This window comes from uncultured Amnibacterium sp. (assembly GCF_964250715.1).
GTDB lineage: Bacteria > Actinomycetota > Actinomycetes > Actinomycetales > Microbacteriaceae > Amnibacterium.
In genome coordinates, this window is the sequence record NZ_CAXUGX010000008.1 from 72,077 (window position 1) to 97,949 (window position 25,873).

Genomic DNA, 25,873 nt, shown 5'->3' on the forward strand with positions numbered 1-25,873 from the left:
ACTTCTGCACCGCGAGACAGAGAGCCGAGACGTCGGACCATGTTCAAGAAAGTCGCGTTCGTGACGGGCATCACCGGTCAGGACGGCTCGTACCTCGCGGAACTCCTGCTCGGCAAGGGCTATGAGGTGCACGGCCTGATCCGCCGCGCCTCCACGTTCAACACGGCGCGGATCGACCACCTCTACGTCGACGCGCATGATCCTCGTGCACAGCTCTTCCTGCACTATGGCGACCTGTCCGACGGCGCGCGGCTGGTGACGCTGCTGGCTGAGATCAAGCCGCAGGAGGTGTACAACCTGGGTGCCCAGTCGCACGTGCGGGTGTCGTTCGACGAACCCGAGCACACCGGCGATACCACCGGCGTCGGCGCGATGCGCCTGCTCGAGGCCGTGCGGCTCGCCGGCCTGCACTGCCGCTTCTATCAGGCGTCGTCGTCCGAGATGTTCGGGGCGACCCCGCCGCCGCAGGATGAGAAGACCCCGTTCTATCCGCGCAGCCCCTACGGTGCCGCCAAGCTGTACGCGTATTGGGTCACCAAGAATTACCGCGAGGCCTATGGGATGTACGCGGTGAACGGCATCCTGTTCAACCACGAGTCGCCTCGTCGTGGCGAGACCTTCGTCACCCGCAAGGTGACCCGTGCCGTGGCGGCGATCAAGGCGGGCAAGCAGCAGGACCTGTACATGGGCAATTTGGACGCCGTCCGCGACTGGGGCTACGCCGCTGAGTACGTCGAAGGCATGTGGCGCATGCTGCAGGCAGATCAGCCCGACGACTACGTGCTGGCGACCAACGTCGGCTATACCGTGCGCGAGTTCCTGGAGGCCTCGTTCTCGCATGTCGGCCTGAATTGGCAGGACCACGTCCGCTTCGACGAGCGGTACCTGCGCCCGACCGAGGTGGACGCGCTGATCGGAGACGCGACGAAGGCGCGCACGGAACTCGGCTGGACGCCGACCATCGACGGCCTGCAGCTCGCCCGACTGATGGTGGATGCCGATGTGGAGGCACTGCGTCACGCTGGTGAGCACTGGATCGACTCGGTCGACCTGGAGTCGTGGAAGCCGAAGGACAAAAAGGTCTCCGCGTGAGCGACGGCTTCGTCCCGACGCCGCTCGACCGGGACAGCACTGTCTATGTCGCGGGCCATCGCGGTCTGGTCGGGTCGGCGATCACCCGCAAGCTTCAGGCGGAAGGGTTCACGAACCTCGTCGGACGGTCCTCCGCCGAGCTGGACCTGAAGGACAGGGAGGCGGTCTTCGAGTTCTTCCGCACGGTGCATCCCCACCATGTGATTCTGGCCGCAGCGAAAGTCGGTGGGATTCTCGCCAACTCGACCTACCCGGTGGACTTCCTCTCCGACAACCTGCGGATCCAGACGAACGTGATGGACGCCGCGCTGGAGCAGGGCGTGCAGCGGCTGCTGTTCCTCGGCTCCTCGTGCATCTACCCGAAGTTCGCGGCGCAGCCGATCCATGAGGATGCGCTGCTCACCGGGTATCTGGAGGAGACGAACGATGCATATGCGATCGCGAAGATCGCGGGGATCATGAACGTCCAAGCTGTCCGCCGCCAGTACGGGCTGCCCTGGATCAGCGCGATGCCGACGAACCTCTACGGCCCGAACGACAACTTCTCGCCGAAGGGCAGCCACGTGTTGCCGGCGCTGATCCGGAGGTACGACGCGGCCGCCAAGTCGGGCGCCCGATCAGTCACGAACTGGGGCACCGGCAGTCCTCGCCGGGAGTTCTTGCACGTCGACGACATGGCCGACGCCTGCCTGCACCTGCTCGAGCATTACGACGGCCCTGCCCAGGTGAACGTGGGCACGGGCAGCGACGTGACCATCCGCGAGATCGCCGAGACGATCGCAGAGGTCGTCGGCTTCACCGGCACCACGGAGTGGGATACGTCGAAACCCGACGGGACGCCACAGAAGTTGCTCGACGTGAGCAAGCTCTCCGCGGCGGGGTGGACCGCCAAGATCGACCTGCGGAACGGACTCGAATCGACGACCGCCTGGTACCGCGGTCACACCGCCGATCTCCGTACCTGAAACCAAAGGCATCGCGTGCAAGTTCATTAGCGGAAGGGAAATGGTCCACCCCTTTTCGAGGGATTGGACACATTCCTTATCCGGCTTAGGCTGACTGGCCACCCCCACTCCGTTCCAGTGCTCCCCGGTGCCGGAAATCCTTGTAGGAAGAAGCCCGTGGATCTGCACATCTACCTGGCCACCATCCGTCGTCATTGGCTGCTGCTCGCCGTTCCGATCGTGCTCGGTCTCGTGGCGTCGATCGTCGTTCTCGGTGCCCAGGTGCCGAAGTATCAGTCGACTGCCCGTATCTACGTCTCCGTCGGCAACGCCACCAATGCGAGTGACCTGAGCCAGGGGAACAGTTTCGCTCAGGCGGCAGCGGCCAACTACGCCGCGCTCGCGGATCAGCCCTACGTGCTCCAGAACGTGCGCGAGCAGCTCGACATCGCGGACACACCCGATCAGATCGCCGACGAGATGACGACCAGCGTCGAGCCGAACACGTCGATCATCTCGATCGATGTGCTGGATCGATCGGCCACGAGGGCGGCCGAGATCGCGAACGTGACCGCGCAGAGGCTCCGAGCAGCGGTGACTGCGTTGACTCCGGCGGCCACCGATGGCACACAGAACGTGAGGCTGACCGTGGTGCGGACCGGCGTCGCTGCTTCATCGGCAGCCACTCCGAACCGCCCGATGACGATCGCGCTCGGACTGCTCGGGGGACTGCTCCTCGGTGTGCTGCTCGTGATCCTGCGCGAGTTGCTCAACACGAAAGTGCGCAGCCTGGACGAGCTCGAGCAGCTCACGGGCGTGCCGACCGTGGGGCAGATCCCGGTTGCTGCGGGGATCGACCGGCGGCCCCTCGTCATGGTGGACGACCGCGGTGGACTTGCTGCCGAGGGCTTTCGGTCGCTCGAACTCAACATCGACTACCTCCGAGCGCCGAACGGTGTGGTCGTCATCGCGATCGCTTCCGCTGTGCCGTCCGAAGGCAAGACGACGGTCGCGGCGAATCTCGCGGTCGCACTCGCACTGGCGGGTCAGCGCGTGGCCCTGGTCGACGCCGATCTTCGTCGCCCCCGTCTGCACACGATCTTCGGATTCGACAACGGCATAGGACTGACCGAGGTGCTGATCGGCCGTGTGGAGCTCCGGCAGGCTGTTCAGCCGTGGGGGTTGGGGGAGAACACGGTCTCCCTGCTGCCCGCCGGATCGATCCCGCCGAACCCCGGTGAGCTGCTGCAGTCCCCGCGCCTCCGCGAGATTCTGGACGAACTCGCCCGCGAAGCGGACGTGGTCATCGTCGACGGGCCGCCGCTGCTCGCGGTCTCCGATTCGGCCGTGCTGGCGCGCACGGTCGACGCGGTCCTGCTCGTCAGCTCGCTGCAGCGCAGCCACCGCGCGACCGTCGCCCGCGCCGTCGCCGCATTGCAGGGCGTCGGGGCTCGTGTTCTCGGCAGCGTCGTCACGATGACGCGCCCGAGCCGTGCGGCCTCCGACGCCTACCTCCGGTACGGCACCCGCCCGGTCCAGGCGGTCGACGCCCCTGCTGCCACCCCGGTTCCGGCGAGCCCGATCCCGCCGGCGACGAAGGACACGGCCGTGCCGAACCCGCCCGTCCCGGCGGAGGATACGGCGCACGACACCGCAGCAGCGGGTGACGTGGAGGCCGCATCGGACGAGGAACCTGCCGAACATCCGGGTACTCCCGAAGCGGGGGAGGCGCCCGAGGATGAGGGGCCCGAGGAGGACGTGATCGAGGCGCCGGAGTCACCGACTCCGACGGTGCCCGCGGCGGCGCCGCGCGACCCACAGGTGCGCGCTGGCGTCAACCGACCGCACGAAGCCCATCAGGACGTATCGTCGATCCGCGTGTCGTCGACCCGCGAAGCAGCGCGCATCCTGAAAGCGCTCAAGCGCCGAGCGACCGCGGAGGACCTCCGCGTGTCCCGTCCGGTTCCCGCGGCAGCGCCGGCACGCGACGAGGACTGACTGCTCCGTCGCACCTGGCGCGGCGGTGGGCGGCGCTCAGGTGACGACCCGAACCGTCGCGGGCCGCTTCCTGAAGGGTCGGGTCTTCGCCGTGCTCGGCGCTGCGATCGACCACAGAGATACCGCTATCGGCAGCAGCGGGGTGATGTGCCGCAGCGCCGAACCGTAATCGGGCTCGAAGACCGCTTGGACCAGGACGAATGCGAGCAGCAAGGCGATCCGTGAGCGCTCGGCAGGGTCGGGTCCGGCGCGAAGTGAGCGGTGGACGCCGATTCCGGTCCGGGTCCAGAATGCGGTGAGCAGCGCCGCGAGCGCGAGGAAGTAGACCCCGCCCTTCAGCACGAGCGGGACCGGCGCCAAAAGGGACACGAGGGTCAGCGGCATGTTGATCATGCCCGTGAGGAGTGTGCCGCCGCCGATGAACGGGACGATGGCGCTCGCCGCGTCGGCGGAGTCCAGCCGGCCCTCGTTGGTCGTGGCTCGGAAGGAGTCTGCGGACTGCCCGACCGCCACACCGATCGCCGCCGCGAGGAGTACGGATGCGAGCAGCATCGTCACCAGCACCCATATCACGCGGGGGCGCCGCGACAGCACGACCTGCAATGCGAGCCACATGGCCAGCACGACGAACCAGTAGGTCCGGAAGGTCAGGGCGTAGGCGATGACCGCAAGTCCGGTCAGGATCGGCCAGCGCAGCCGGCCGCCCGGCAGGACCGCCAGGAGCACGATCGGCAGCACGAACACGTCCTTCGAGTAGGTCCCGAGGTAGACGGCCGAAAGCATGACCGAGCCGAAGAACAGGATCGTCGCCGACAGCGGTGCGTCGGGCCGAAGCAGTCGGCGTCCGGCGACCGCCAGCACCGCGAAGGCTGCCAGGTACCCGAGCAGGGCGGCGGCAGTCGCGTCGTCGACCAGGCCGAGCGTCCGATACACCGCGGCGACCGACTGGTACGCCGGGTCCACGACGTGGAGTTTGCCCTGGCCGATCGCCTGGATGCCGTCGGCGTCGTAGGAGAAGCGTGCGGGCAACACCACATCGCGCAGCAGTACGAAGATCACGCCGGCGATCAGTGCTGCGAACAGCGACAGACCACGGATGACCGTGCCCGGGGTCGACGGTGTCTCGGCCGCCGTCGCCCGAGGGGCCGGCCGTCCGGGACGCCCGGGACTGCTCACCCCCGCACCCTACGTGTGCGAGAGCGTCCTCCCCGTGACGTCGATGGCCCGTGAACAGGGGCGGATCCGTCTCGCTCCTCAGCAGGAGAGCGCGTCGACCGAAATGGGTACGGGCCTATTCACCTCCTTCCTGGGGGAATGGGAACATTGCGGGAATGCGAGCCACCTGAATACCGTGGAGAAATGCACAGTGACCGCGATTCCGAGAGCCGTCGACAACGCATCGCGACTTTCGCCTCGTACTGCGTGGACAGCGGACGAGGCAGCGTCGGCCCCTGGCTCCGTCGCCCTTGGGCCGCCGCTCGCATGGTCGTCGATGCCCTGCGGCTGCCGGTGCTCTCGGCACGCCCCGCCGGTACGGTCGAGGGCCGTGCGGTCCGCACGGGACTGACGCGAACTCGGCCGACCCACACTCTGATCGACTCCGTCGTCAGTGTGCTGCCGCTGCCATCGACGCTCGAGGAGTACGTCGATACGCCTGCGCGCCGCCCGGTGCGCCGCAAGGTGCGGGTCGCCCTCCGTGTTCCGGTCACGTGGCGCCTCGTGACCGACGAGCAGGAGCGGAGGGCACTCGTGGTGCTCGCCGACGCGCGCGAACGGGTCCACCCGGACGAGGTCTACCGGCACGACGTGCCGCACAACGAGGACCTGTTCGGAATCGACCTCTGGATCGCCGCCTACGGCCCGAACGAGCAGCCGTTGATGCTCGTCGTCGTCCCCATCGACGGCGAGTGGGCGGTGCTGCGCTACTTCCGCACTCTCGTCGAGGGCAACGACGCATCGGTGGCCAGGTACCTGCTCACCGAGGTGCTGGTGGGCGAGCTCATTGCCAGGGGAGTGCGGTGGCTCGCCGACACGGAGAGCCCGTTCGTACTGCCGAACGGGCTGCGCCACTTCCAGAAGATGGTCGGTTACGAGCTGTTCCGGCTGCGATTGAGCTGACGAGTCCCCTCGGTCTCGCGCACTGCTTCGGCGGCTCCGCTCGGATCGAACGGAGGGAGCGCTGCCGGCGCTCCCGTGACGGCGAGGCGGATACTGGTCGCGATCCCGCGCAGATGCTCGCCCCGCGGCGCGGAACTCACGAAGACGAACGGGACGCGGGCCAGCAGCGTCACGACGGCCAGGGCACGCGCGACCGGTCCCGGGATGCCGCTGATCTGGGCGTAGGCGGTGGCCGATTCCGCGATGGCAGGAAGCACGAGGCGGATCCGGGACTTCGTGGACTTCGACCGGTTGTGCTCGATCGCCACCGGTACAGCGAGAACGGAACCGCGTCGAGCGGCGACGCGGCGCTGGTATTCGACGTCCTCGTAGCAGAAGAGGAATCGCTCTGAGAGCGTGCCGATCCGGTCCCAGGACGCCCGATTGATGGCGACCGCGCTGAAGGACTTGAACATGCCGCTGGGGAGCGGGCCCTCGTTCGCATCCGCTGGGACCGGACTTCGCCGCAGGCGGCCCGGAACGTCGTAGATGAGTGAGAGCCCGAGCAACGCCTCACCGCTGCTCGGGATCCTCCGTGGCGGCTCAGGATCGAACATCAGCAGCTCCGGCTGGTCCGACCGCCCGTCGCGCATGGCCGACACCATCGCGATCACCGCGTCCTCCGTCAGCTGCAGGTCGTCGTTGAGCAACACGACCCAGTCCCAGTCCCCGGCGTCACGGGCGCCGCGGTTGACGGACCGGGCGAACCCACCATTCGTGCCGTCGCTCGAGCGCAGAAAGCCGGCGGGAAGTGCTTCGGCGGTGGTCGCGACGGAGTTCGCAGCGACCATCGGGACGACGCCGTGCTGCAGCAGCGTCGAGAGCCACGGTATGGCGCGCCTCAGGTTCTCGACGTCGATCGTCGGCACGACGGCGACCATGCGGAGGGAGGGATCATTCAGCACGGTTGGCCTCTTCGTACAGCTCGACGTACCGGGCGGCGATGGCCGGCCAGCTCATTCTCGGGTGCACGTGGTCGCGGGCACCGGACCGCACCTGCGCCAGCCCCTCCTGATCCGACCACAGTCGCACGACCGCGTCCGCGATCGACTCCGGGGACTTCGTGGCGCTGACGAGCAGCGCACTCAGCCCCTCGACGACCTCGGGATTCGCCCCGACGGGCGTTACCAGCGCCGGTGTTCCGACAGCGAGCGCTTCGGCGGTCGAGAGGCCGAAACCCTCCAAGTCCTGTGTCGGCGTCACCGCCAGGTCGGCGGCGCGGTACTCGTCGACGAGAGCCTCGTCGGGAATGCGTCCGAGCAGCTCGACCTGAGCACCGAGACCCAGCCGTTCGATCAGCCGCTCGATCCGCTCGAGTCGTGCGCCGCTGCCGGCGATCCGAAGGCGGGCGCCCGGTAGCCGCTCGAGGATGGCGGGCATCGCCTCGATCAGTTGTTCCACGCCGGTGCGGTCCACCAGCCGTCGCGCCGTGAACAGCGCCGGTCCAGTGCTCGAGGACGGTCGGGGATCGCCTCCGGGAGCGAACCGGACGGTGTCGAGCCCGCCGGCGACCAGACGATGCCGTCCGGGGTCGACCCCCAGGTCGAGGGCCTCGGTCTGCATGTACCGGCTGAGGGTGAGGACCAGACGTGCCCGGCGCAGCAGCAGCGACTCCAGTCGGCGGAACAGGGCGACACCCGCTCGGCCTAGACCGACGGGCAGGAAGTAGCTGTCGTGGCGCTCGGGAAGGATCTCGCGCCAGACCGGAGCGTGGAACGTGTAGATGTACGGCACGCGCAGCAGCATCGGCACGATCGCGGGCACCGGATGGTGCACGTTCAGGATGACCGGTTGCGGCCCACGCGTCGCCCGTCGAAGCAGGCGCGCCACGTCGGTGGCGACGACAAGGGGGTAGAGCGGCACGAAGAGCGGATTGCGCTTGGACGGCACGCGGTAGTGCGCGGTGACGACACCGCTCCCGTCCGACTCCCGCAGGGGTTCGTCGCCTCGAACCCGCTTCGCGATGACGACGACCTGGTGATCGAGGGTGGCAAGCGAGCCCGCCAACTCGCGGACATACCGCTCCAGGCCGCCGAGCTTGTCCGGCGCCACCGCGTTCGTCAGCATCACGACCCGCACGAAGCCCTCCTCTCGAATCGAACCCGGCTTTGTTCCGCGATCGCGAAAATGCTTTCACGATTTCGACCCGATCCGGGCGCGACTTTCCGGGCGTCTCCTTATCGGAGAACTCGAATACCGCTCCGCCGAGGACGGAAGAAAGTCTCACTGATAGGCGCGCCGCACGGATGACCCCAATTCAGGGTTGATCTCGTTCGCGGTATGGCGCGGCGAGCAAACGCCTCGGTACCATCCGAACCAACGGCAGCGTACCCGCGCGGCACACCCGGCCAGCCGTACTACCCCCGCGTCGACCCATCGATGCCGCACCTCCCGAGGCACCCACGTGACCATGCCCATCGGCGCTCGTAGCGCCGCTGTACTCGACTCCTCCGCTCCGCTCATCCTGCACGTGACCGAGGCGATGGGAGGTGGGCTGGAGAACGCGATCTACGACTTCGTCCGCTCGGCTCCGCAGTACCGGCATGCCCTGCTGTTCGCACGCCGTGGTGCGTTCGAGACGGCGGAGACCCGCCCGGACAACCTGATCGAGGTCGTCGACGCGGGCCGAGGGTTCCGCGCCCTGAACGAGGTCTACGGGACCGTGGTCGATCGTCTCGAGCCGGACGTCATCCACCTGCACTCGGCTTGGGCCGGACTGATCGGACGGGTTCGCGGGAGTGGGCCACGCAGGGCCGCGATCGTCTACTCGCCGCACAGCTACTACTTCGAGCGCCGGGATCTGGCGCTTCCGATTCGCGCGCTCGCCTGGCTGCTCGAGTGGGCGCTCAGCGCCCGGACCGGCTTGACCGCCGCCGTAAGTCCGGCGGAGGCGGGGATCGCCCGCAGGCTGGGCAGCTCGGCCGCGTACATTCCGAATGTCGTCCGGCTACCGGGCGACCTGTCGTGGACCGGGGCCGGCACGACTGCAGCCGAGGTGGTGATGATCGGCCGGGTCACCGCACAGAAGGACCCGAAGTTCTTCCTGCAGGTGATGAAGCACGCGGCGTCACTGGCCCCGGACGTGCGCTGGACCTGGATCGGCTCGGGCGACACGCGCATGGAACAGCGGCTGCGTGCTGCCGGTGTCGACGTGACCGGCTGGATGACCCGGAGCGACTGCCTGGCGAGGATGCGACGCGCAGGCGTGTACCTGCACACGGCCGCCTGGGAGGGCAGCCCCATCACGCTGCTCGAGGCCGCAGAAATCGGTGTACCCATCGTCGCCCGCTCCATTCCCGCTCTCGACTCGCTCGGCTTCGACCCGACGCTGCGCAGCCCTCGGGCCGTGGCGGAGGCGCTGATCGGCGTGCTCGCCGGGGCGCGGATGCCGATCGCGCCGCCGGCTACGGCGCCGACGGCCCAGATGCTCGCGATCGGGCAGGCGTATGCCGCCGTCTTGCCGGTGTCCTCCCGGAGCCGCGCCCTGCGTCCGCTGACACTGGACTCGACCCACTCTCGTTTTGAAGAACGCACTGGCGGACAAGTCCGTGCCGCAATCACTGCAGCCGCTTTGGAACGCCCCTCATAGGGGACTCCTGAGTCTTCGTCGGCCGAAATAGGCTGTCGAATGGGACAGGGCGCGATACGACTGGTTCTGACAAGTACTTCTCGATGCGGGCGAAAGGCGGGGAGAAATGACCAGCGTGCACACACGATATGCGTCGCGCCTCTCCGGATTCGCCGCGGCGACTGCTCTGACCGGCGCCGTCGGATTCATGACGATCCCCGTGCTGATTTCCGCAGGTGGGGCGCAGACCTGGGCGGTGTTGGCTTTCGGCCAGGCGATCGGCGGAGTCGGGATGGTCCTGACCGGCTGGGGATGGAACATCTCCGGTGCGGCGGAAGCGGCGTTGCTGGACCGCGACCAGGCGAACGAGTTGCTCCTTCGGTCGGTTGCGATCCGGTTGAAGCTGGTTGTCCCCGTGTGCGGGGCCGCAGCGGCCGTCGCGTTCCTTCTCGCGCCCGCCGACCCGGTACTCGCCGCGACGAGCGCCGCGGCCTTCAGCCTGAACGGCCTGAGCGCCGCCTGGTTCTACACCGGCATGCGGGCGCCGAGGACGCTGATCGTTCGTGAGGTCGTGCCGAGAACCGCCTTCATCGTGCTCGGCCTCCTGGTCTGTCTTCTCACGCGGTCGATCGGTCCGTTTCCGGCGTTCTTGGCCGCGGGGTGTCTCGCCGCGGTCGTCCTCAACGTCACCGGTGCCGGTGGATCGCCCTTCGGGCTGTTCGCGTCGCACGGGCGCAACTCCCTACCCGAGCTGCGCCGACAGTTGCCTGCCGTGTTCACCACGTTGACGTCGACGTTGTATCTGGCGACGCCGACCGTCTTCGTCGGGCTGATCGCGCCCCAGGATCTTGCGATCATCGCGCTGGCCGATCGACTCTTCAAGACCGTGAACATGGCTGCGTCGCCGATTCTGAATGTGCTGCAAGGTGCGATCCCGTCGCGGGACCCGGACGTGTTCCGGCAGCGGGTGCGCAAGGGCCTTACCGCTGTGCTCGGGCTCGGCGTCGGGGGCGGGGTCCTGTTCGCCGTCGGGGCACCGCTCGTCGCGCCGCTGATCTCCGGCGGCCAGACCCAGTTGCCTCTCGCCGTGACGATCCCCTTCGGCCTCACGGTGCTTGCGACCTACCTGTCGCAGGTGGTCGGGCTGTCGTGCTTGATTACACTCGGGCGCGTGCGGTCGGTCGCGATCAGCGCGACGGTCGGCGCCGTCATCGGGGTGCCCGTACTGCTGGTCGGTTCGGCGCTAGCGGGCGCCGCGGGGGCAGCTGTGGGCGAGGCCATCGCTGAGGTCGCCGTGACCGTCTACCAACTGTGGTCGCTGAGGAATGGGATGCGGCGGTTATGACGATGCAGCTCGATGGCTCCGGAGGTGCGACGACCCGCACGGGTCTGCGAGTCGCCGTCGTCGGCGCCGGCGTCTCCGGTGTGGTCACCGCACGGGTGCTCACGGCCGTCGGCTTCGCTGTGACCGTCTTCGAGAAGGCCGACGACATCGGTGGTGTCTGGAGCGCGACTCGCGCGTACCCGGGTGTCGCGACACAGGATGACCGCCGTTCCTACTCCTTCTCGGGCATGGCCATGCCGTCACACGTCGCTCAGCACCCGCTGGGCGCCGAGGTGCAGACCTACCTGGCGGAGTATCTGGCTGCGGGGGTGCCGCAGTCGCAGGTGCGCCTTTCTACGCAAGTGCTGCGGGCCGACCTGATCGACGGGGACACCTGGCAGGTCGACAGTGTGGGACCTCGTGGGCGTGTGACGGAGATGTTCGACTGGTTGGTCGCCGCGAACGGCGTGTTCTCTACGCCCTACGTCCCCGATTGGCCGGGCCGAGAGGAATTCGAGGCGGCCGGGGGACGGGTCATCACGCCCGGCTCGCTTGCCGACGGGGCGGTGCTCGACGATCGACGCACGGTGGTCGTCGGCTGGGGGAAGACCGCCTGTGATGTCGCGGTGCATGCCGCCACCCGCGGCACCGCGACAGCGGTCGTCGCGCGCACGCTGACGTGGAAGTACCCGAAGCAGCTCGGGCTGGCGGGGCTGACCTTCCGGCATCTGGTGCTGACCCGCGCGGGTGAACGCCTCATCGGTACGCGGTACAGATCGGTCACCGGACGCCTCCTGCTGCGTCGCATCCCCGAACGGATCCCACGCGTCCTGCTCGGCAAAGCCATCGCCCGCGCCGTGGACCGCACCACCGGCCTGTCGGAGCTGGGCCTGCTGCCGAACACCGAGGTCCGGACCTCCAACAGCCTCGTGACCGACGGATTCTTCGAGGCGGTCGCCGACGGACGGATCCGGGTTCATCGGGAGCGGTCCGTGGCGACCCTCGGCAACGGTCCGGACGGACCCTATGTGGAACTGTCGGACGGCCAGCGGCTTGCAGCAGATGTCGTCGTGGCCGCCACGGGGTACGAGCAGGGAGCGGACTTCCTGTCTCCTGAGGTGCTGCAGCGCGGCGCGACCTCCGACGGCTCGCTGCTGCTGCACAACCGGGTGCTCGCCGTGGACGTACCGCGGCTGGCCTTCATCGGCTGGGCGCACTCCTTCCGCAGCCCGTTGACCTCCGAGATCGCAGCGGTCTGGCTTGCGGGCGTGCTGCTCGGGCAGGTGGCGCTGCCGACGCCCGAGCGTCAGCGGGCGCGAGCCGACCGCTTCCCGGTCGCCCGGGTTCGCATGTCGTCGCGCATCAACAACGCGCTGCCTCCAGTCACGTTGAAAGACCTCGATCGGGTCCTCGACGAGCTCGGTTTACCGCTGCCGTGGAGCATCCGAGTCCGCCAGATCTGGCGGCCGATCGATCCGGCGGACTACGCAGCCGCCCTCGAGGCGTTCCTGCAGAGACACTCAGGACTCACGCCCGAGCAGATCACGGCTCACCCGACGGCGCAACGCTCGATGATGTCCCGGAACACAGGGTCGTAGCGATGGAGGTCGAAGCCGTCCGCTGACGTCCCCGGCCTCAGTGATCGGCCCGCTGATCAACAAGCGCACGGAATGTCGCTTCGAACCGGTCGAGTGCGAACCGCCCGCTCGAGTTGAACACCGACAGATGAACGGCGTCGCGGGTCTGCCAGACGAATGCGAAGGTCGGCGAGCCGCCGACGGAGGTCGCAGTCACCCTCCCGACGTGGACGGGGAACGTGCGCTGCGTGCTCGCGAAGGTCAGCACGATCTCCTCGCCCGCGGCCGGGCGCTTACCGACCGCACTGCGCAGCAGCCAGCCCGTGGTCGACCAGACGAGTGAGATCGCCTGTCCCGGCTCTTTCAACCGCATCAACCGAGCTGCCAGCGCGCCCGGAGCCCACTCGTCCCCGTGCAGGCTGCCGATGCGCTCACGAGTGATGAAGTTGCCGTCGACCGGGCCACCTGCCAGATGGCGGATGTCGCTGGTGACCCACACCGGGATGTCCATTCCGGTGGTCTCGACGGAGCGCAATGCGGCGATGGTGAGGCTGGCAAGCCTGCTGTGCAGGGTGGCCCTGCCGACACGGTTCGGCTCCCGGTACCGGCGGATCGCTCCGAGGTCCGCGGCGGACAACGAGAACGCGGCGGACCGAGCTTCCGATGTGGCCGGTGGAACCGTGTCGGAGAACGCTTCGTCGGACCGGTTCCGACGCGCGTCGATCCATCTGCGCGCGTCGTCGGGACGAACTCGCCGCAGCGCTTTCAGCACCGGTCGACGCACGGCGGGCTGGTGTGTCGGGAGCGGCTCACCTGCGGCGGAGTCGAGGAGATCGTGGATCAGCTCCAGCGCGCCGGAGCCGTCGAAGACGGCATGCGCGACGGCCACGGCGCAGCGAGTGGGTGTCAGCGTGAGGGCGATCGGCAGGCCTGAGAAGCCGTGGGCGCTCGCCGCCGCGATCAGCTGTGCGTCGGTCAAGGAGTCCGGCTCCCGATGAACGCTCCGTTCGGCGAGCGGAGCGATCTTGCTCATCTCGACTCGATGTGCCCTGAGCGTCGGCCCGGGCCAGACCCTGCGGGCTGAGGCCCTGGTTCGCACGACGGTGTTCAGTGCACCGGGCAGGCGCTCCAGCACGGTGGGCGTCAGCCCTTCGAGCAGGAACACGGAGGTGAGGGGCGCGAACAGGATGTCGCGGTACGCCATCTGGTCGCTTCCGGTCGAGGCGGGGTCGCCTCGCACCTTTGTAGCAGAGCCGGGGCGACCCATCAGCGTCGAACCGCGCCACCGTCGTGCGGCAGGCGGAATCACGCTGATCGAGGGCACCGATCCAGCCGGGTGTCCTCGCGCTTCGACAACGGTCCTAGACTCGACCCTCCGGGGTCGGGGAGGAATTGTGGTGCCATCGCAGAGCGAGCTGAACGGCGTCATCGCCGAGATCCTCGAGGTGCCGCAAGACTCCTTCGACGACGCGTCCGACCTGGAGGAATTGGGCTGGGACTCGCTGTCGAGTATGACGTTCATCTCGATCGCCGACGAGCGGTACAGGTCGCGGATCGACGTCGATCGCCTGGCGACCGCCGAAACCCCCGCCGACCTGCACGAGCTGTTCGGGTAGCTCCCGTGCCCGCTGCGATCACCGCGATCGGGGTGCATCTGCCCGATCGCGTCCTCACGAACGACGACCTGACTCGTGAATTCCCCGAGTGGACGATCGAGAAGATCGCCGGAAAGACCGGGATCGACAGCAGGCACATCGCCGGGGACGACGAGTACACATCTGATCTCGCCATCGGCGCCGTTCGGGCGCTGGAGCAGCAGCACGGGGTCGATCTGTCGACGATCGATCACCTGATCGTCTGCACGCAGACCCCCGACCACCTGATGCCCGGGGTCTCCTCGATCGTCCACGGTGCCGCGGGCCTGCCGTCGTCCTGCGGCACGGTCGATCTCGCCCTGGGCTGCTCCGGTTTCGTCCATGGGCTGGGGCTCGCCTCCGCCCTGCTCGACGCAGGACAGGCGGCACGGGTGCTGCTTGTGACCGCCGACACCTACAGCAGGCTCCTCAACCCGGCGGACCGCGGCGTCCGCACGATCTTCGGCGACGCTGCGACCGCGACGTTGCTGGAACCGGCTGCGCAGGGGCGAGGAGCGCATGCGTTCGTCTACGGCTCCGAGGGAGCCGGAGCGGGGGCGCTCTGTGTGCCACGGGGCGGACTGCGCTCGGGGGGCCTGCCCATGGCCGCCGCGCCCGAGCAACGCGGACTGCGCGAGAGCCGCTTCGACCTTTACATGGACGGCCCGGCCGTCTTCGACTTCACGCTGCGGGTCGTGCCGCCGGCAGTGGAACAGGTTCTGATCAAGGCGCAGGTGGAGCGCGGTGCGATCGACACGTGGGTGTTCCACCAGGCGAATCGCTTCATGCTCGGTCATCTGCGACGGAAGCTGGGTATCCCCGAGGACAGGTTCCTGATCGACCTGGCCGACGTCGGGAACACCGTCTCCTCGACCATCCCGATCGTGCTCGCACGCGCACTCGGGCGTGGAGAGCTGACATCGGGAAGCCGCTCGATGCTGCTCGGCTTCGGCGTCGGGCTCGCGTGGGCGGGCGCCGTGATGGCGTGGTGAGCGCGCGCTGTCAGCACGGCTGATGCCGGCTGGGATCACCCGCCGGTCGACGGTCGCGCAATTGCTCGCCGGCGCCGCGGTCGTGGGCGGAGGAGCAGGTGCAGCGACCGGGAGCACCGTCGGCAGGGCTGGGGTCGCTGCGAGCAGGAGACCGGCTTCGAATGTGCCCGCGGACGGTTCGGCGGTCGTCCTGCTGAGTGGGGAGGGAATCGATCCCACGGGAGCGTCGGACTCTCGAGCCGCGGTGCAGGCGCTACTCGACCAGGCGCCACTCGGCGCCACGATCGTCAACCCATCTGGGGCTGTGCTCCGCCTGAACGGCGGCATCACGGTCGACAAGCCCCACACGCGCCTGACCGGCTCTGGCGAATGGCGGTTCCGCTCCGGCGGCAGCTACTCCACGGACTCCGATAAGCAGAACGGCTTCATCGACGTCCGGGGGGACCACTGCTCCGTCGACGGCATCTACGCCACCAACCCCGACGGCGTGCTCAATCGCGGCGTGATCTTCCTCGCGAACTACGGTCGAGCGACGAATACCACGCTGATCGGGTTCGGAGCCGGTATTCATGTGTCGCCGGCGGGGGAGTTTCACGACTTCACGATCAGCGGCAACCACGTGCTCGACATCATCGGGAACGGTGGCGGGCCGAAGGACACGAGCCAGATCGGCGAGTCGTACGGCGACGGCATCATGTGCTGGGGATCGGGCGTGTCGATCACCGGGAACCTCGTGACCTGCAAGGACGGTGCCGATGCGCGCATCGGGATCCATGTCGAAGGCCTGAACGACCAGGCCGCGAAGCCCTGGGTGCACGACCATCAGATGGCCGTGATCTCGGGAAACGTCGTGCATGGGCGATTCCGGCGAGGCATCGTGTCGGAAGGAGTCGACCATGTCGCGATCACCGGCAACACCATCGCCGATTCGACGTGGTGGTCGATCGCGCTCATCTCGGCGGACCATTCCGTCGTCGCGAACAACGTGATCCTCTACACGCGGACCGCCGCGGACACGCAGGGCTCCTCCTGGGGTCCGCCCAGGTCTGCGATCACGCTCTACTGCGTCGCGAAGCAGTCGATCCTCAACCCCCTCGTCGTCGACAACACGATCCGGGTCCTCCCCTCGGGTGTGGCGAGCGCGGCGGTCCACATCCTCGGCAACGATCCCGGTGTGCAGGCGGTCGTCGGCGGCAGGATCGCCGGAAATCGCATCCAGGGCGACGGTCGCCTGGAGACCGGCATCCGCGCCGACCAGTCCATCGCCGACTGCGAGATCGACGACAACCGGATACAGGGCTTCTCGGCTGCGGGGGTGTCGCTGCAGAACCACGACGGAGCGAAGATCCGCCGCAACACGATCGCCGGCCCGGGGCTGTCCGGCTCCGCCACGGCGATTCACGTCCAGGGCGGCCGACGGTTGACCTGCGACGGAAATGTGCTGTCGGCGGTCGGAACCGGGGTGCTGGCGACCGCGCAGCGCGTGCGCACGACCATCACCGGGAATGCGATCGAGGACGTCGGAACCGGAGTCGATGCCGAGGGATCGTCGGGCGTCGTGCTCTGCAGCCACAACACGTTCGTCGGCGTCACGACGCCTCGAGTCAACCTGCAGAGTGGAGCAGTCGTGACCGGGAACGTCGAGTAGAACCGGCGGTCGAGGACAGACGGTCCCGTGCGGCGACGTCCACCGTGCGAATCTGAGCGGGCGGCAGGAGTCGAACCTGCGCGGCCGGCCTGGAAGGCCGGTGTTCTACCGTTGAACAACACCCGCGAGCACAGCGATGGTAGTCGGCACGACGATGAAGATGCACCCCCAGCCCGCGGGCCAAGGAGGGGCTGACGAGCGGCCCGGATAGTCGTACGGGTTCGTGCCCGCTCGATTGTCCCGCGGCTGCTCAGACTCCGGTTCGTCGTGACGATCCGTGTCAGGCGTACCGGACGCTCCCCGCTTCGTCGACCGTGATCACGACGCGGTGCCAGGACCGGTGGCGCAGGCGGTAGGTCAGCGGAATGAGCCAGAGTCCTGCGGTCAGGATCACCGCCGGAACGTTCCGACGCACGTCGACCCGCCGGACGCGGCTGACGACGGCCTGGGGCCCGGCGATGGACTCGAGGCGGTACCCGGCGCGCTCGAAGGACCCGATCTGCGCATGCAGGCGCTCATCTCTGAGGACGGCGGGCACCGGATGCTCGGTACGAACCCTGGGTGTCCACGCCTCGCCGTCCCACCAGCGCAGGACGCCTCGCTCGCTGCTCGAGGAGCCGGGCAATGCGTCGACCTGCCGTGCGATCACCATTCATTCAGGGTGGCAGCGAAGAAGGCGTTTGCACCCGTCGATCGTCGACTCGGAGTGCCCCAGACCGGGGTACGTCCGCCGGCTGTCACACGGCGGAGATTCCGGCCGAAATCGTCCCCCGCGTCTGCCGGACCAGGGCGTGCTGGGCCCGAATGCCATCGCGGATGTCCGCGCCGAACGGATATCCGTTGTCGACGAGATAGCCCGGATGCACGTCGGTGGACGGATAGGCGAAGTTGTAGGTGACCGAGGGGGCGCGGGAATTGCGCACCCACTCGATAGACCGCACCAACTCGTCGGCGTATTCGGATGCGGTGATGCCCGTGCGTCCCGGATTCGCGGATCGACGGGCGCGGAGCCGGCGGAAGCCGCCGTTCCCCTCGCCGAACACCACCACCGGTCGGACGACGACGAGCTGGCGGCGGGGCTCGTCCGAGTACCACGTGCGGTGGATGTGCTCGGCGAGCAGCTTCGACTTGCCGTCACCGCTGGTGGGCCCGATCGGCGACTCTTCGACGAGCGGGCGCTCGTCCGGCCCATACACGGCGACGGAACTGCTGAACACGACCGTCTGAATGCCCCGCTCGCGGCAGAAGTCGGTGACGTTGATCGCCCCGGCGACGTTCTTCTCGAAGTACCGCTCGTCCGCGCGCCCCGGTGTGCGGTGCACCGCGCTGAAGTTGTAGGCGACATCCCATCGGCCCGGAACGGTGATCGGCTCCCGCACGTTCACGGGGAAGAAGCGCACGTTCGGGCCCTGACCGCGCGGGGGCCGCCGGTCGGCGACGGCGATGTCCTTCACGCCCCGCGAGGCAAGCAGCCGGGTCATGCGGGAACCGATCAATCCGGAGCCCCCGAAGACGATCGCCGAGGCCGGGGCCGCCTCCCGCTGGGTGCCGGCGGCCGTGTCGGCGCTCGTGACGGGTTCGTCCACAATCGGCTCCAGGGGTGCGGCGCGGTCGACGCGGGCGGGGGTTCGAGAGACAGGGGAGGCGGGGAGGGGAAGCGAGACGGAAAGGGAAGGAGGGAAGGGGTCCACCTCGGCGTCGAGCGCGATCGATTCCGGTGCCAAGTCAAGCACACGCGTCGCCTTCGCCGTCAGTGCGCGCGCTTCCGTCGCCGCTCGACCAGGGAACGGCGCGGCAACCCGGTCCTTGGCTAGTGTGATCGTCGGCTGCCTCGCGGCCCGTCGGCGGTGGCGTCGTCGGAGTGGACGGGGCAGCTCCGCCGCCCGATCTTCTTGCACGTGCCGCGCACCCCCGTCGGCGGCGAGGATCCCGACCCAGGAGCACCAGTGGCGCCCATGCCCGTCGGACCCGATGCGCGAGCGGTCGTCGTCATCGCCTCCGCCGGCCGTCCCCACCTGCTTCGCACGGTGATCGGCGACGTCGACGCGTTGACGGGCGACGGCATCGAGAAAGTGCTCTCCGTCCCGGATGCGGCGAGCCTGCCCGACGGTGTGGGCGAGGGCGACGGGTGGCGGATCGTCACGGGGACCCGCGGGCTCGCCGCGCAGCGGAACGCAGCGATGGACACCCTTCGGGGCGACCCCGTCGTGTTCTTCTTCGACGACGACGCCACGATCCGCAGGGACTATGTCGTGAACGCCCTCGCCTTCTTCGGCGATCACCCCTCGGTCGTCGGCGTGACCGGCCGGGTACTGCTCGACGGTGCCGTGTCCGGCGAGGTGCCGGTCGAGACCGCGCGGGCAGCGCTCGCGGCGTCGTCCGCCGACCCCCGGACTGGCGCATGGACTCGGGCGCGGGAGCTGTACGGCTGCAACTTCGCGGTCCGCACCTCGGGGGCTCCCGGCCTGCGGTTCGACTCGCGGCTGCCGTTGTACTCCTGGCTCGAGGATCACGACTTCGCCCGGCGCCTGATGCCGTACGGCGTGCTCGCGAAGGTCGACGATTGCGTCATCGTGCACCGCGCGGCCGCATCGGGCGGCGGCCGACAGGCGCACGAGCGACTCGGGTACAGCCAGGTGATGAATCCGTACTACCTCTGGCGCAAGGGCAGCTTTCCCTTCTGGCTCCTGCTGAACGAGACCATCAAGCGGGTCGCGAAGAACCTCGTGTACTCGGTGGGCGGCTCGGAGCGGGAGTGGCGTCGAAGGCGCGTGCACGGCAACGCGTTGGCATGCGCGGACATCGTGAGGCGCAGGATCACGCCGGAGCGGATCGCCGAACTGTGAGTGCGCAAGAGCGGTCACGCCCTCGAACCCCGACCCGGCGCATCGTCGTGAACGGCGCGTTCCGGCCGCAGCGGGTCACCGGACAGCAGCGATATGCGATCGAGATCGCGGATCGGCTCGTCCGGGCCGGCGCGGAGGAGGTACGGCCCGGACGCTTCTGGGGCGGTTCCGCCGTCCGAACCTGGATCTGGAGCCTCTTCGTGCTGCCCGGCCGCACCTGGCGATCCGTGCTCGTCTCGCTCACTGCCCGTGCGCCGGTGCTGCACCCGCGGCAGGTGCTCGCCGTCCACGACCTGTTCGTCCTCACGAACCCGGAGTGGTACTCGACGTCCTATATCCGCTCGCACGTGCCGATGCTGCGGCTTCAGTTGCGTTCAGCCGCCGCCGTGGTCGCCGTCAGTCAGCCGGTCGCCGACCAGCTTGCAGCAAGTGCTCGAACGGGTCCGGTCACCCTCGCGCCGAACGCGCCGAGCGAACTGTTCCTGAACGTCGAGCAGGTGGACGGAGTGATCGAGCGGCTCGGCCTCGAGCCCGGATCCTTCCTGCTCGCGATCGGCAGCCACGACCCGCGGAAGAATCTCGCCCGCCTCGCAGCGTCCTGGTCTGCGGTGCCGGAGGAGGTGCGGCTCGCCTGCCCGCTCGCGATCGTCGGCGGCGGAGCGGCGATCTACGCGCAGGGTGAGATCGCGTGGCCGAGCGGGACGATCATCACCGGCTATGTCGGCGACGAGGAACTCGCCCGTCTCTACGAGGCCGCTCGCGCAGTCGTGTTCGTGAGCCTCGCGGAGGGGTTCGGCCTGCCGATCGTCGAGGCTGCCGCCGCCGGGGTCGAGCGGTTCGTGCTGTCGGACATCGACGTCTTCCACTGGATCGCGGGGGAAGGCGCCGTCTACGTCGACCCGACGTCCGAGGCCGCGATGTCGGAGGCGCTGACCGCAGCCGTCCGCCAGCAGGCGTGGCCGACCGCGCGCATCGACGTGCGGCGCTTCGCCTGGGAGCGGTCGGCGAGCGCCGTCATGGAAGCGGCACGGCGCGTCTCAGAGGAGTGAGCTACCGATTCAATCGAGCGCTCGCACATCACGTCACCGGGAAGTCCACGCCCGGATCTGCCGCTCGAAGGCGGCCTCGCTGAACGTGTCCGCGCGGGCGAGCCGGTCCGACTTCGTCGTCGCCACGGCGATCTCGATCGCCCGGCCGACGTCGGCGGGGGACCGGAAGGTCGTCAGCGCTCCGCTCGTCCCCTCCTGGATGATCTCGGCGGTGCCGCCGACAGCCTGTGCGACGACCGCCGCTCCCGCGGCGAGGGCCTCGACCGGCATGATGCCGAAGTCCTCGACCGCCGGAAACACGTAGACGGCGCACCGCTGGAACAGGGCGCGCAGCATCGCGCTCGACGGCCTGATCACGAACGTGACCGGCACGCCGGCGCCCGCGCCCTTCTCGCGCAGCGGGGCTTCGAGGTCGCCGGCCCCGGCGAGCACGACGGGAAGGCCGGCCAGCGCTCCGGCGTCGATGACGAGGTCCAGTCGCTTGTACGGGATGAACCGGCTCGCCCCGAGTACGAACTGGTCCGGGAGGGAGGCGAGTGCGCGGGCCTCCTCGCCGGTCAGCTCGTCCGCCCAGTCGTCCACCGCGCGGATCGCCTCCACCGCCACCGGCGGATGGATGACGGTGGAGTCGACGCCCCATGTGTCCGCGATGCGCTGCCGCACGTAGGCGCTGTTCGCCGCGAAGACTGCGCCCTCGTGCGCGCGCCTGCGGTCGATCGGGCGCAGCGCCGCCGCCGCGATCCGGATGAGTGGGTTCGCGCCGCGCGCGTCGACCTCCGGAGTCCACAGGTAACGCGCCGGGGAGTGCACGTAGACGAACCGCTGCGCGTCCCTCGACCTGCCGAACCGCGCGTGGTGGGCGAACGCGTGCGAACTGAGGATCGCCCAGTCGTACGGGCCCTGCGGCAGGGTGCGCCACACGAGCGGCATCAGCGGTAGTGCGAGCGCCTTCCGCCCGCGCAGGGGCGTGCGGGCGAGCCAGCTCTCGTGTGTCCTCTCGCGGGGAAAGCGGTCGGGGTCGTCGTTCCACAGACAGACCACGTCCGCCGACGGGTAGATGCGGCCGAGCGAGTGGAAGACGTTCTCGGACCCGCCGGCACGGGTCACCCACTCATGCACGAGCACGGCCCCCGCGCCGTCAGCGGCGGCAGCGGTCACGGTCGCCTCCTCGTACTCGCGGGGTACAGAACTTCACGAAGGCCGTGTCGGAGGGCGTCGGCCGGGCGATCCACGCGCAGGATGCTCTGATCGTGACGAAGGAGTTGGACATGTCGAGCCTCATCGCGGGCGACCTGCCGGAAACCGGCTCCTTCGAGATCATTCGCACGACGAGCACACACCAGAACGGCGTCGGGTCAATCGAACCACATGTCAATCGGCCGGAGAGCGCTCTGCCACTGCAACGCCCTGTCTACGTCGACAGTTCCTGGCACGGGCGCCACGGAATCGGGCGGTTCTCGGCCGAGGTGCTCCGGCGGATCAGGATCTCCCGCCGATACGTCGCCTCCGGCTCACATCCGGCGACCGCCGGCGACGTGGTCGCAACGTGGCGGCTTCGGCTCGGCCGATCCGACGTCGTCTTCACCCCGGGTTTCAACGCGGGAATCAGCCGTGCGCGTCAGGTGCTGACGCTGCACGACCTCATTCATCTGTCGGAGCAGGACGAGACCTCCATGGCCAAGCGCGCCTACTACGAGCGCATCGTGCGCCCTGTGGTGCGCAGAGCGGGCACGGTGCTGACGGTCTCGGAGGTCTCGCGTACCGCCATCCAGGAATGGGTCCGCGACGACGACGTCCAGGTGATCAACGTCGGGAACGGTTGCTCGGAGCTTTTCTTCCTACCGACCGATGTTCCCCGGGACGTCTCCCGATTGCTCTACGTCGGCAATCTGAAGCCGCACAAGAACCCGACGCCGATGTTCGCCGCGCTGGCCGAGATGCCCGGGATGCGCCTCACCCTGGTGACCAGCGACGGGGCCGAGGCGGAGGCGTCTGCGGTCGCCTTCGGCGTTCGCGACCGGATCCGGATCGTGCCGAGTTGTACCGACAGCGAGTTGCGGAGCTTATATGCGGAGTCGGGCGCCCTCGTCGTTCCGTCGTTCCGCGAGGGCTTCGGGCTCCCGGCGGTGGAAGCGCTCGCGGTCGGCACGCCCGTCGTGTACTGGTCCGGCTGCGCGAGCGTCGCCGAAGTCGTCGGCCCGCACGGAGCCGCCGTCAACGACTCGTCGGACCCCGACGAATGGGTGCAGGCGATCGGGCACGTCCTCGGCGGCCGGGTCGGCTTCACGAGGCCGCCGGGCTGGCAGAGCCGCTGGTCGTGGGACCGCGTCGCGGACCGCATCGACGGCGCCGTGCAGGCGGTCGTCCTGCGCTGACGTCGGGGCGTCAGTAGGCGCCGTCGCGCTGGAGAACGGCACGGACTGTTTTGGCGAGGATGATGAAGTCCGTCGTGAGGGACCAGTTCTCGACGTAGTAGAGATCGAGCTTGATGCTCTCTTCCCAGCTGAGGTTGGAGCGGCCACTGATCTGCCAGAGGCCGGTGATACCCGGTTTGATCAGCAGGCGGCGGTTGACGCGGCCCTCGTAAGCGGCGACCTCGCGGGGGAGTGGTGGGCGGGGCCCGATGAGGCTCATCGTGCCGTTCAGCACGTTGAGGAGCTGCGGCAGTTCGTCGAGTGAGTAGCGGCGAATCGCGCGCCCGACGCGGGTGATACGTGGATCGTCCTTCATCTTGAAGAGCAGCCCTGCGCCTTCGTTCGTGGTCGCCAGTTCGTCCAGTTGCTCTTCGGCTCCGATGACCATGCTGCGGAACTTGAACATGGTGAAGCTGCTGCCGGCGATGCCCACCCGTTCCTGTCGGAAGAAGATCGGGCCGGGGGAGCCGACGCGGATCGCGATGGCGACCGCGGCCAGGATCGGCGATACCAGCAGGAGTGCGAGGCCGCCGAGTGCCAGGTCGATACCGCGTTTGATGGTGTGGTTGAGGCCGGTGTATTGCGGCAGGTCGACGTGCACCATCGGCAGGCCCTCGACCGGGCGCAGCGTGATGCGCGGTCCTGCTACGTCGGTGAGGCGGGTCACCAGGATCAGTTCGGTCTTGGAGTTCTCCAACTGCCATCCCAGGTCCTGGATCTGGTCGCGACCGCCGGGTAGTTCGCCGGCGACGATCACCGCTCGGGTGCGAGTGGCTCGGGCGATGTCGGGTAACTCGTCCACCTGCAGCGTCGGAAGGTTCAGATCGCCCATGCCCGTCTCGGGCGCACTCTCGCCGGAGTCGGTGTAAGCCACTCCAACAGGGCGGTAGCCGGCGTGGTGGTGGGTGACCAGCTGATTGGTGACCCGTGTGGCGTCCTGGTGGTTGCCGATCACGAAGGCATCGATGAGGCAGAGCCCCTCGCGGCGGCGCAGGTTCAACCAGGAGCGCCATGCCAGACGCTCGGCCAGCAGCGCGACCAGACCGACCGGTAAGGCGACCAGAAGGTAGCCGCGCGCGAGGTCGAGTTTCAGGAGCAGCGCGAGCACTGCGATGGCGCCGAAGGTGACGAACGTCGCCGTTGCGACCCGCTGGTACTCGACACTGCCCTGTCCCAGGTATCGCACCTCACGGGACCGGATCGACAGGCACCCGAGCCAGAGGATCCCGATCGCGAACCCGATGAGCGTGTACAGGTGTGCGTCGCGAAGGATGACGAGTGGGCCCATATCGAACCGGACGGATTGGGCGAATCCCAGTGAAGCGGCTACCACGACGGCATCGGTGAGCGTGAGGGCGAGTCGATAGCCGGCCTTCCACCCCACCCGGCGTGCCACCACCACGCCCCCGACGGCTCGCGCCTCCCCATCGGATGCCCAGAGTCCAGACCCTGACTGCGCACGTTTCGAAGGCTCGATCGTCGTGGCGGGCACGACTTCGCTCAGCGGGGCAGACGGCATGGGACCTCGATCACTGCAGACGCCGAGCGGGGATCACGGCGGTCCATTGGACGGACGAGCTCGGGCACCGTTACCGCCGACTCGATTCGCACCAGTGTCACCCGTGCCCTATTCGGGGGCAAGCGCGACACCCGATTACGCCTGTATGCGGCTTCCGACGGGAGAGGGTGCGCTGTCGGCGTGGAATCGCACGTGGCCCGCCGGTCGGCGTCGTGCTCAGCGATCCAGGAACATCGCGCGGTCGGGCTCGGGGGACCCGGTCGCGGTCTCGTCGGTGACCACCGCGGCTCCGCCGATCAGACGCCGCAGGTCGTCGCCGGATACGGCCTGGGCTGGATGGGGCCCGGCGGCGAGGAGCCGCGGCAGCCAGTCCAGGGGTTGGGTGCGACGGGAGGCGACCAGCACCAGGTTGCCGAACCGGCGGCCCTTCAGCACCTGCGCCTCCGCAAGCACCGCCAATTCCGGCAGGACCGCGTGCACGGTCGCCATCTGCGTGCGGGCGAACTGCAGGCCGGCCCCGTCCGCCACGTTCACCGCCATCACGCCGTCGGGGGACAGCAGGGAGGCGACCCGGCCGTAGAACTCGCGGGTCGTGACCTGCGGCGGGATGCGGGCGCCGGCGAAGATATCGACCACCGCCAGATCGACGGCGCCGTGCAGGCCCTCCGGCAGGCGGCCGACCACATCGCGCGCGTCGCCGTAGCGGATGCGGATGTTCGCGCCCTGCGGCAGGGGCAGGCGCTCGCGCACCAGGTCGACCAGGTCCCGCTCCAGCTCCACCACCTGCTGGCGGGAACCCGGCCGGGTGACCGCGACGTAGCGGGGGAGGGTCAGCGCGCCGGCGCCCAGGTGCAGGGCGGTGATCGGCTCCGCCGGCTCGGCCAGCAGGTCGATCACGTGGCCGATGCGCTCGATGTACTCGAAGCCGAGCTGCGTCGGGTCGTCCAGGTCGACGCTGGACTGCGGCGTCCCGTCGACCACCAGCTCGTATCGACCCGGATGCCAGCGATCCCGCTCGATCGTCGCGACCATGCCGCTGCCGAGCAGCACGGAGTCGGCGGTCGCCATGCTCGAAACCCTAGATCGCCGCCGCGCGCAGCGCCGATACGGC

At 68.7% G+C, this 25,873-nt stretch carries 22 protein-coding genes and 1 tRNA gene; 13 read left to right on the forward strand and 10 right to left on the reverse strand.

Annotated elements, in window-relative coordinates:
• Positions 1-39 precede the first annotated feature (39 nt).
• From gmd to ACFE7H_RS09370, 3 genes are all read left to right on the forward strand, one after another.
• Positions 40-1,092: a GDP-mannose 4,6-dehydratase gene (gene gmd / locus ACFE7H_RS09360; protein ID WP_375400965.1), complete on the forward strand. Its 1,053-nt coding sequence runs from the start codon at positions 40-42 to the stop codon at positions 1,090-1,092.
• Entirely contained in the window at positions 1,089-2,057 is a 969-nt protein-coding gene (locus ACFE7H_RS09365; RefSeq protein WP_375400966.1) for a GDP-L-fucose synthase family protein, read from the forward strand. Before gmd ends, ACFE7H_RS09365 begins: the two co-directional genes overlap by 4 nt.
• 156 nt (positions 2,058-2,213) lie before the next feature.
• Positions 2,214-4,034 (forward strand): polysaccharide biosynthesis tyrosine autokinase, encoded by a 1,821-nt coding sequence (locus tag ACFE7H_RS09370; RefSeq protein ID WP_375400967.1) that lies wholly within the window; start codon positions 2,214-2,216, stop codon positions 4,032-4,034.
• A 36-nt stretch (positions 4,035-4,070) separates the two neighbouring features.
• Here the strand turns inward: ACFE7H_RS09370 and ACFE7H_RS09375 are convergent, their stop codons facing one another.
• Positions 4,071-5,210 (reverse strand): hypothetical protein, encoded by a 1,140-nt coding sequence (locus tag ACFE7H_RS09375; protein WP_375400968.1) that lies wholly within the window; start codon positions 5,208-5,210, stop codon positions 4,071-4,073.
• A gap of 246 nt (positions 5,211-5,456) precedes the next feature.
• Here ACFE7H_RS09375 and ACFE7H_RS09380 point away from each other — a divergent pair, with 246 nt between their 5' ends.
• A complete protein-coding gene (locus tag ACFE7H_RS09380; RefSeq protein WP_375400969.1) occupies positions 5,457-6,152 on the forward strand; it encodes a hypothetical protein in 696 nt (231 codons plus the stop codon).
• Here ACFE7H_RS09380 and ACFE7H_RS09385 read toward each other — a convergent pair.
• Positions 6,122-7,096 carry a glycosyltransferase family 2 protein gene (locus tag ACFE7H_RS09385; RefSeq protein WP_375400970.1) on the reverse strand — a complete coding sequence of 325 codons (975 nt, stop codon included), beginning with the start codon at positions 7,094-7,096 and terminating at the stop codon, positions 6,122-6,124. The two genes, ACFE7H_RS09380 and ACFE7H_RS09385, sit on opposite strands and share 31 nt — an antisense overlap.
• Entirely contained in the window at positions 7,086-8,270 is a 1,185-nt protein-coding gene (locus ACFE7H_RS09390) for a glycosyltransferase family 4 protein (protein ID WP_375400971.1), read from the reverse strand. Before ACFE7H_RS09390 ends, ACFE7H_RS09385 begins: the two co-directional genes overlap by 11 nt.
• A 331-nt stretch (positions 8,271-8,601) precedes the next feature.
• On the opposite strand from ACFE7H_RS09390, the gene ACFE7H_RS09395 reads away from it, so the two are divergent.
• The 3 genes from ACFE7H_RS09395 to ACFE7H_RS09405 all read left to right on the forward strand — a co-directional run bounded on the left by ACFE7H_RS09395 (position 8,602) and on the right by ACFE7H_RS09405 (position 12,681).
• Entirely contained in the window at positions 8,602-9,780 is a 1,179-nt protein-coding gene (locus ACFE7H_RS09395) for a glycosyltransferase (protein WP_375401039.1), read from the forward strand.
• Between the two features lie 106 nt (positions 9,781-9,886).
• Positions 9,887-11,104 carry a hypothetical protein gene (locus ACFE7H_RS09400; protein ID WP_375400972.1) on the forward strand — a complete coding sequence of 406 codons (1,218 nt, stop codon included), beginning with the start codon at positions 9,887-9,889 and terminating at the stop codon, positions 11,102-11,104.
• Positions 11,101-12,681: a flavin-containing monooxygenase gene (locus ACFE7H_RS09405; protein ID WP_375400973.1), complete on the forward strand. Its 1,581-nt coding sequence runs from the start codon at positions 11,101-11,103 to the stop codon at positions 12,679-12,681. Before ACFE7H_RS09400 ends, ACFE7H_RS09405 begins: the two co-directional genes overlap by 4 nt.
• Positions 12,682-12,718: 37 nt before the next feature.
• On the opposite strand, the gene ACFE7H_RS09410 is transcribed toward ACFE7H_RS09405, so the two are convergent.
• Positions 12,719-13,900, reverse strand: coding sequence for a hypothetical protein (locus ACFE7H_RS09410; RefSeq protein ID WP_375400974.1), 1,182 nt, complete (start codon positions 13,898-13,900; stop codon positions 12,719-12,721).
• Positions 13,901-14,057: 157 nt separating this feature from the next.
• Here ACFE7H_RS09410 and ACFE7H_RS09415 point away from each other — a divergent pair, with 157 nt between their 5' ends.
• From ACFE7H_RS09415 to ACFE7H_RS09425, 3 genes are all read left to right on the forward strand, one after another.
• Positions 14,058-14,276 carry an acyl carrier protein gene (locus ACFE7H_RS09415; RefSeq protein ID WP_375400975.1) on the forward strand — a complete coding sequence of 73 codons (219 nt, stop codon included), beginning with the start codon at positions 14,058-14,060 and terminating at the stop codon, positions 14,274-14,276.
• A gap of 5 nt (positions 14,277-14,281) precedes the next feature.
• Entirely contained in the window at positions 14,282-15,286 is a 1,005-nt protein-coding gene (locus tag ACFE7H_RS09420) for a 3-oxoacyl-ACP synthase III family protein (protein WP_375400976.1), read from the forward strand.
• Between the two features lie 163 nt (positions 15,287-15,449).
• Positions 15,450-16,934, forward strand: coding sequence for a NosD domain-containing protein (locus ACFE7H_RS09425; protein WP_375400977.1), 1,485 nt, complete (start codon positions 15,450-15,452; stop codon positions 16,932-16,934).
• 55 nt (positions 16,935-16,989) lie between these two features.
• Here ACFE7H_RS09425 and ACFE7H_RS09430 read toward each other — a convergent pair.
• From ACFE7H_RS09430 to ACFE7H_RS09440, 3 genes are all read right to left on the reverse strand, one after another.
• Positions 16,990-17,060 (reverse strand) — tRNA-Gly (locus ACFE7H_RS09430).
• A 154-nt stretch (positions 17,061-17,214) separates the two neighbouring features.
• On the reverse strand, positions 17,215-17,586 hold the full coding sequence (locus ACFE7H_RS09435; RefSeq protein ID WP_375400978.1) for a DUF2510 domain-containing protein: 372 nt from the start codon (positions 17,584-17,586) through the stop codon (positions 17,215-17,217).
• Positions 17,587-17,671: 85 nt separating this feature from the next.
• The gene (locus tag ACFE7H_RS09440; protein ID WP_375400979.1) at positions 17,672-18,520 is read right to left on the reverse strand and encodes an NAD-dependent epimerase/dehydratase family protein; all 849 of its coding nucleotides are present in this window, start codon (positions 18,518-18,520) and stop codon (positions 17,672-17,674) included.
• 369 nt (positions 18,521-18,889) lie between these two features.
• Between ACFE7H_RS09440 and ACFE7H_RS09445 the strand changes: the two genes are divergently transcribed.
• On the forward strand, positions 18,890-19,780 hold the full coding sequence (locus ACFE7H_RS09445) for a glycosyltransferase family 2 protein (RefSeq protein WP_375400980.1): 891 nt from the start codon (positions 18,890-18,892) through the stop codon (positions 19,778-19,780).
• 47 nt (positions 19,781-19,827) lie between these two features.
• Positions 19,828-20,829, forward strand: coding sequence for a glycosyltransferase family 4 protein (locus ACFE7H_RS09450; protein WP_375400981.1), 1,002 nt, complete (start codon positions 19,828-19,830; stop codon positions 20,827-20,829).
• Between the two features lie 33 nt (positions 20,830-20,862).
• Here ACFE7H_RS09450 and ACFE7H_RS09455 read toward each other — a convergent pair whose 3' ends face one another.
• Positions 20,863-21,987, reverse strand: coding sequence for a glycosyltransferase (locus ACFE7H_RS09455; protein ID WP_375400982.1), 1,125 nt, complete (start codon positions 21,985-21,987; stop codon positions 20,863-20,865).
• 110 nt (positions 21,988-22,097) lie between these two features.
• On the opposite strand from ACFE7H_RS09455, the gene ACFE7H_RS09460 reads away from it, so the two are divergent.
• Positions 22,098-23,204 (forward strand): glycosyltransferase family 4 protein, encoded by a 1,107-nt coding sequence (locus ACFE7H_RS09460; RefSeq protein ID WP_375400983.1) that lies wholly within the window; start codon positions 22,098-22,100, stop codon positions 23,202-23,204.
• A 10-nt stretch (positions 23,205-23,214) separates the two neighbouring features.
• Here the strand turns inward: ACFE7H_RS09460 and ACFE7H_RS09465 are convergent, their stop codons facing one another.
• Positions 23,215-24,639: a sugar transferase gene (locus tag ACFE7H_RS09465; protein ID WP_375400984.1), complete on the reverse strand. Its 1,425-nt coding sequence runs from the start codon at positions 24,637-24,639 to the stop codon at positions 23,215-23,217.
• A 339-nt stretch (positions 24,640-24,978) separates the two neighbouring features.
• Positions 24,979-25,830: a spermidine synthase gene (locus ACFE7H_RS09470; protein WP_375400985.1), complete on the reverse strand. Its 852-nt coding sequence runs from the start codon at positions 25,828-25,830 to the stop codon at positions 24,979-24,981.
• Positions 25,831-25,873 lie beyond the last annotated feature (43 nt).

Bases quoted from the DNA above. Each gene is read 5' to 3' on its own strand.
- gmd (WP_375400965.1), top strand. From the start codon at position 40: ATGTTCAAGAAAGTCGCGTTCGTGACGGGCATCACCGGTCAGGACGGC.
- ACFE7H_RS09395 (WP_375401039.1), top strand. From the start codon at position 8,602: ATGCCCATCGGCGCTCGTAGCGCCGCTGTACTCGACTCCTCCGCTCCG.
- ACFE7H_RS09400 (WP_375400972.1), top strand. From the start codon at position 9,887: ATGACCAGCGTGCACACACGATATGCGTCGCGCCTCTCCGGATTCGCC.
- ACFE7H_RS09405 (WP_375400973.1), top strand. From the start codon at position 11,101: ATGACGATGCAGCTCGATGGCTCCGGAGGTGCGACGACCCGCACGGGT.
- ACFE7H_RS09435 (WP_375400978.1), bottom strand. From the start codon at position 17,586: ATGGTGATCGCACGGCAGGTCGACGCATTGCCCGGCTCCTCGAGCAGC.
- ACFE7H_RS09445 (WP_375400980.1), top strand. From the start codon at position 18,890: ATGCCCGTCGGACCCGATGCGCGAGCGGTCGTCGTCATCGCCTCCGCC.
- ACFE7H_RS09460 (WP_375400983.1), top strand. From the start codon at position 22,098: ATGTCGAGCCTCATCGCGGGCGACCTGCCGGAAACCGGCTCCTTCGAG.
- ACFE7H_RS09470 (WP_375400985.1), bottom strand. From the start codon at position 25,830: ATGGCGACCGCCGACTCCGTGCTGCTCGGCAGCGGCATGGTCGCGACG.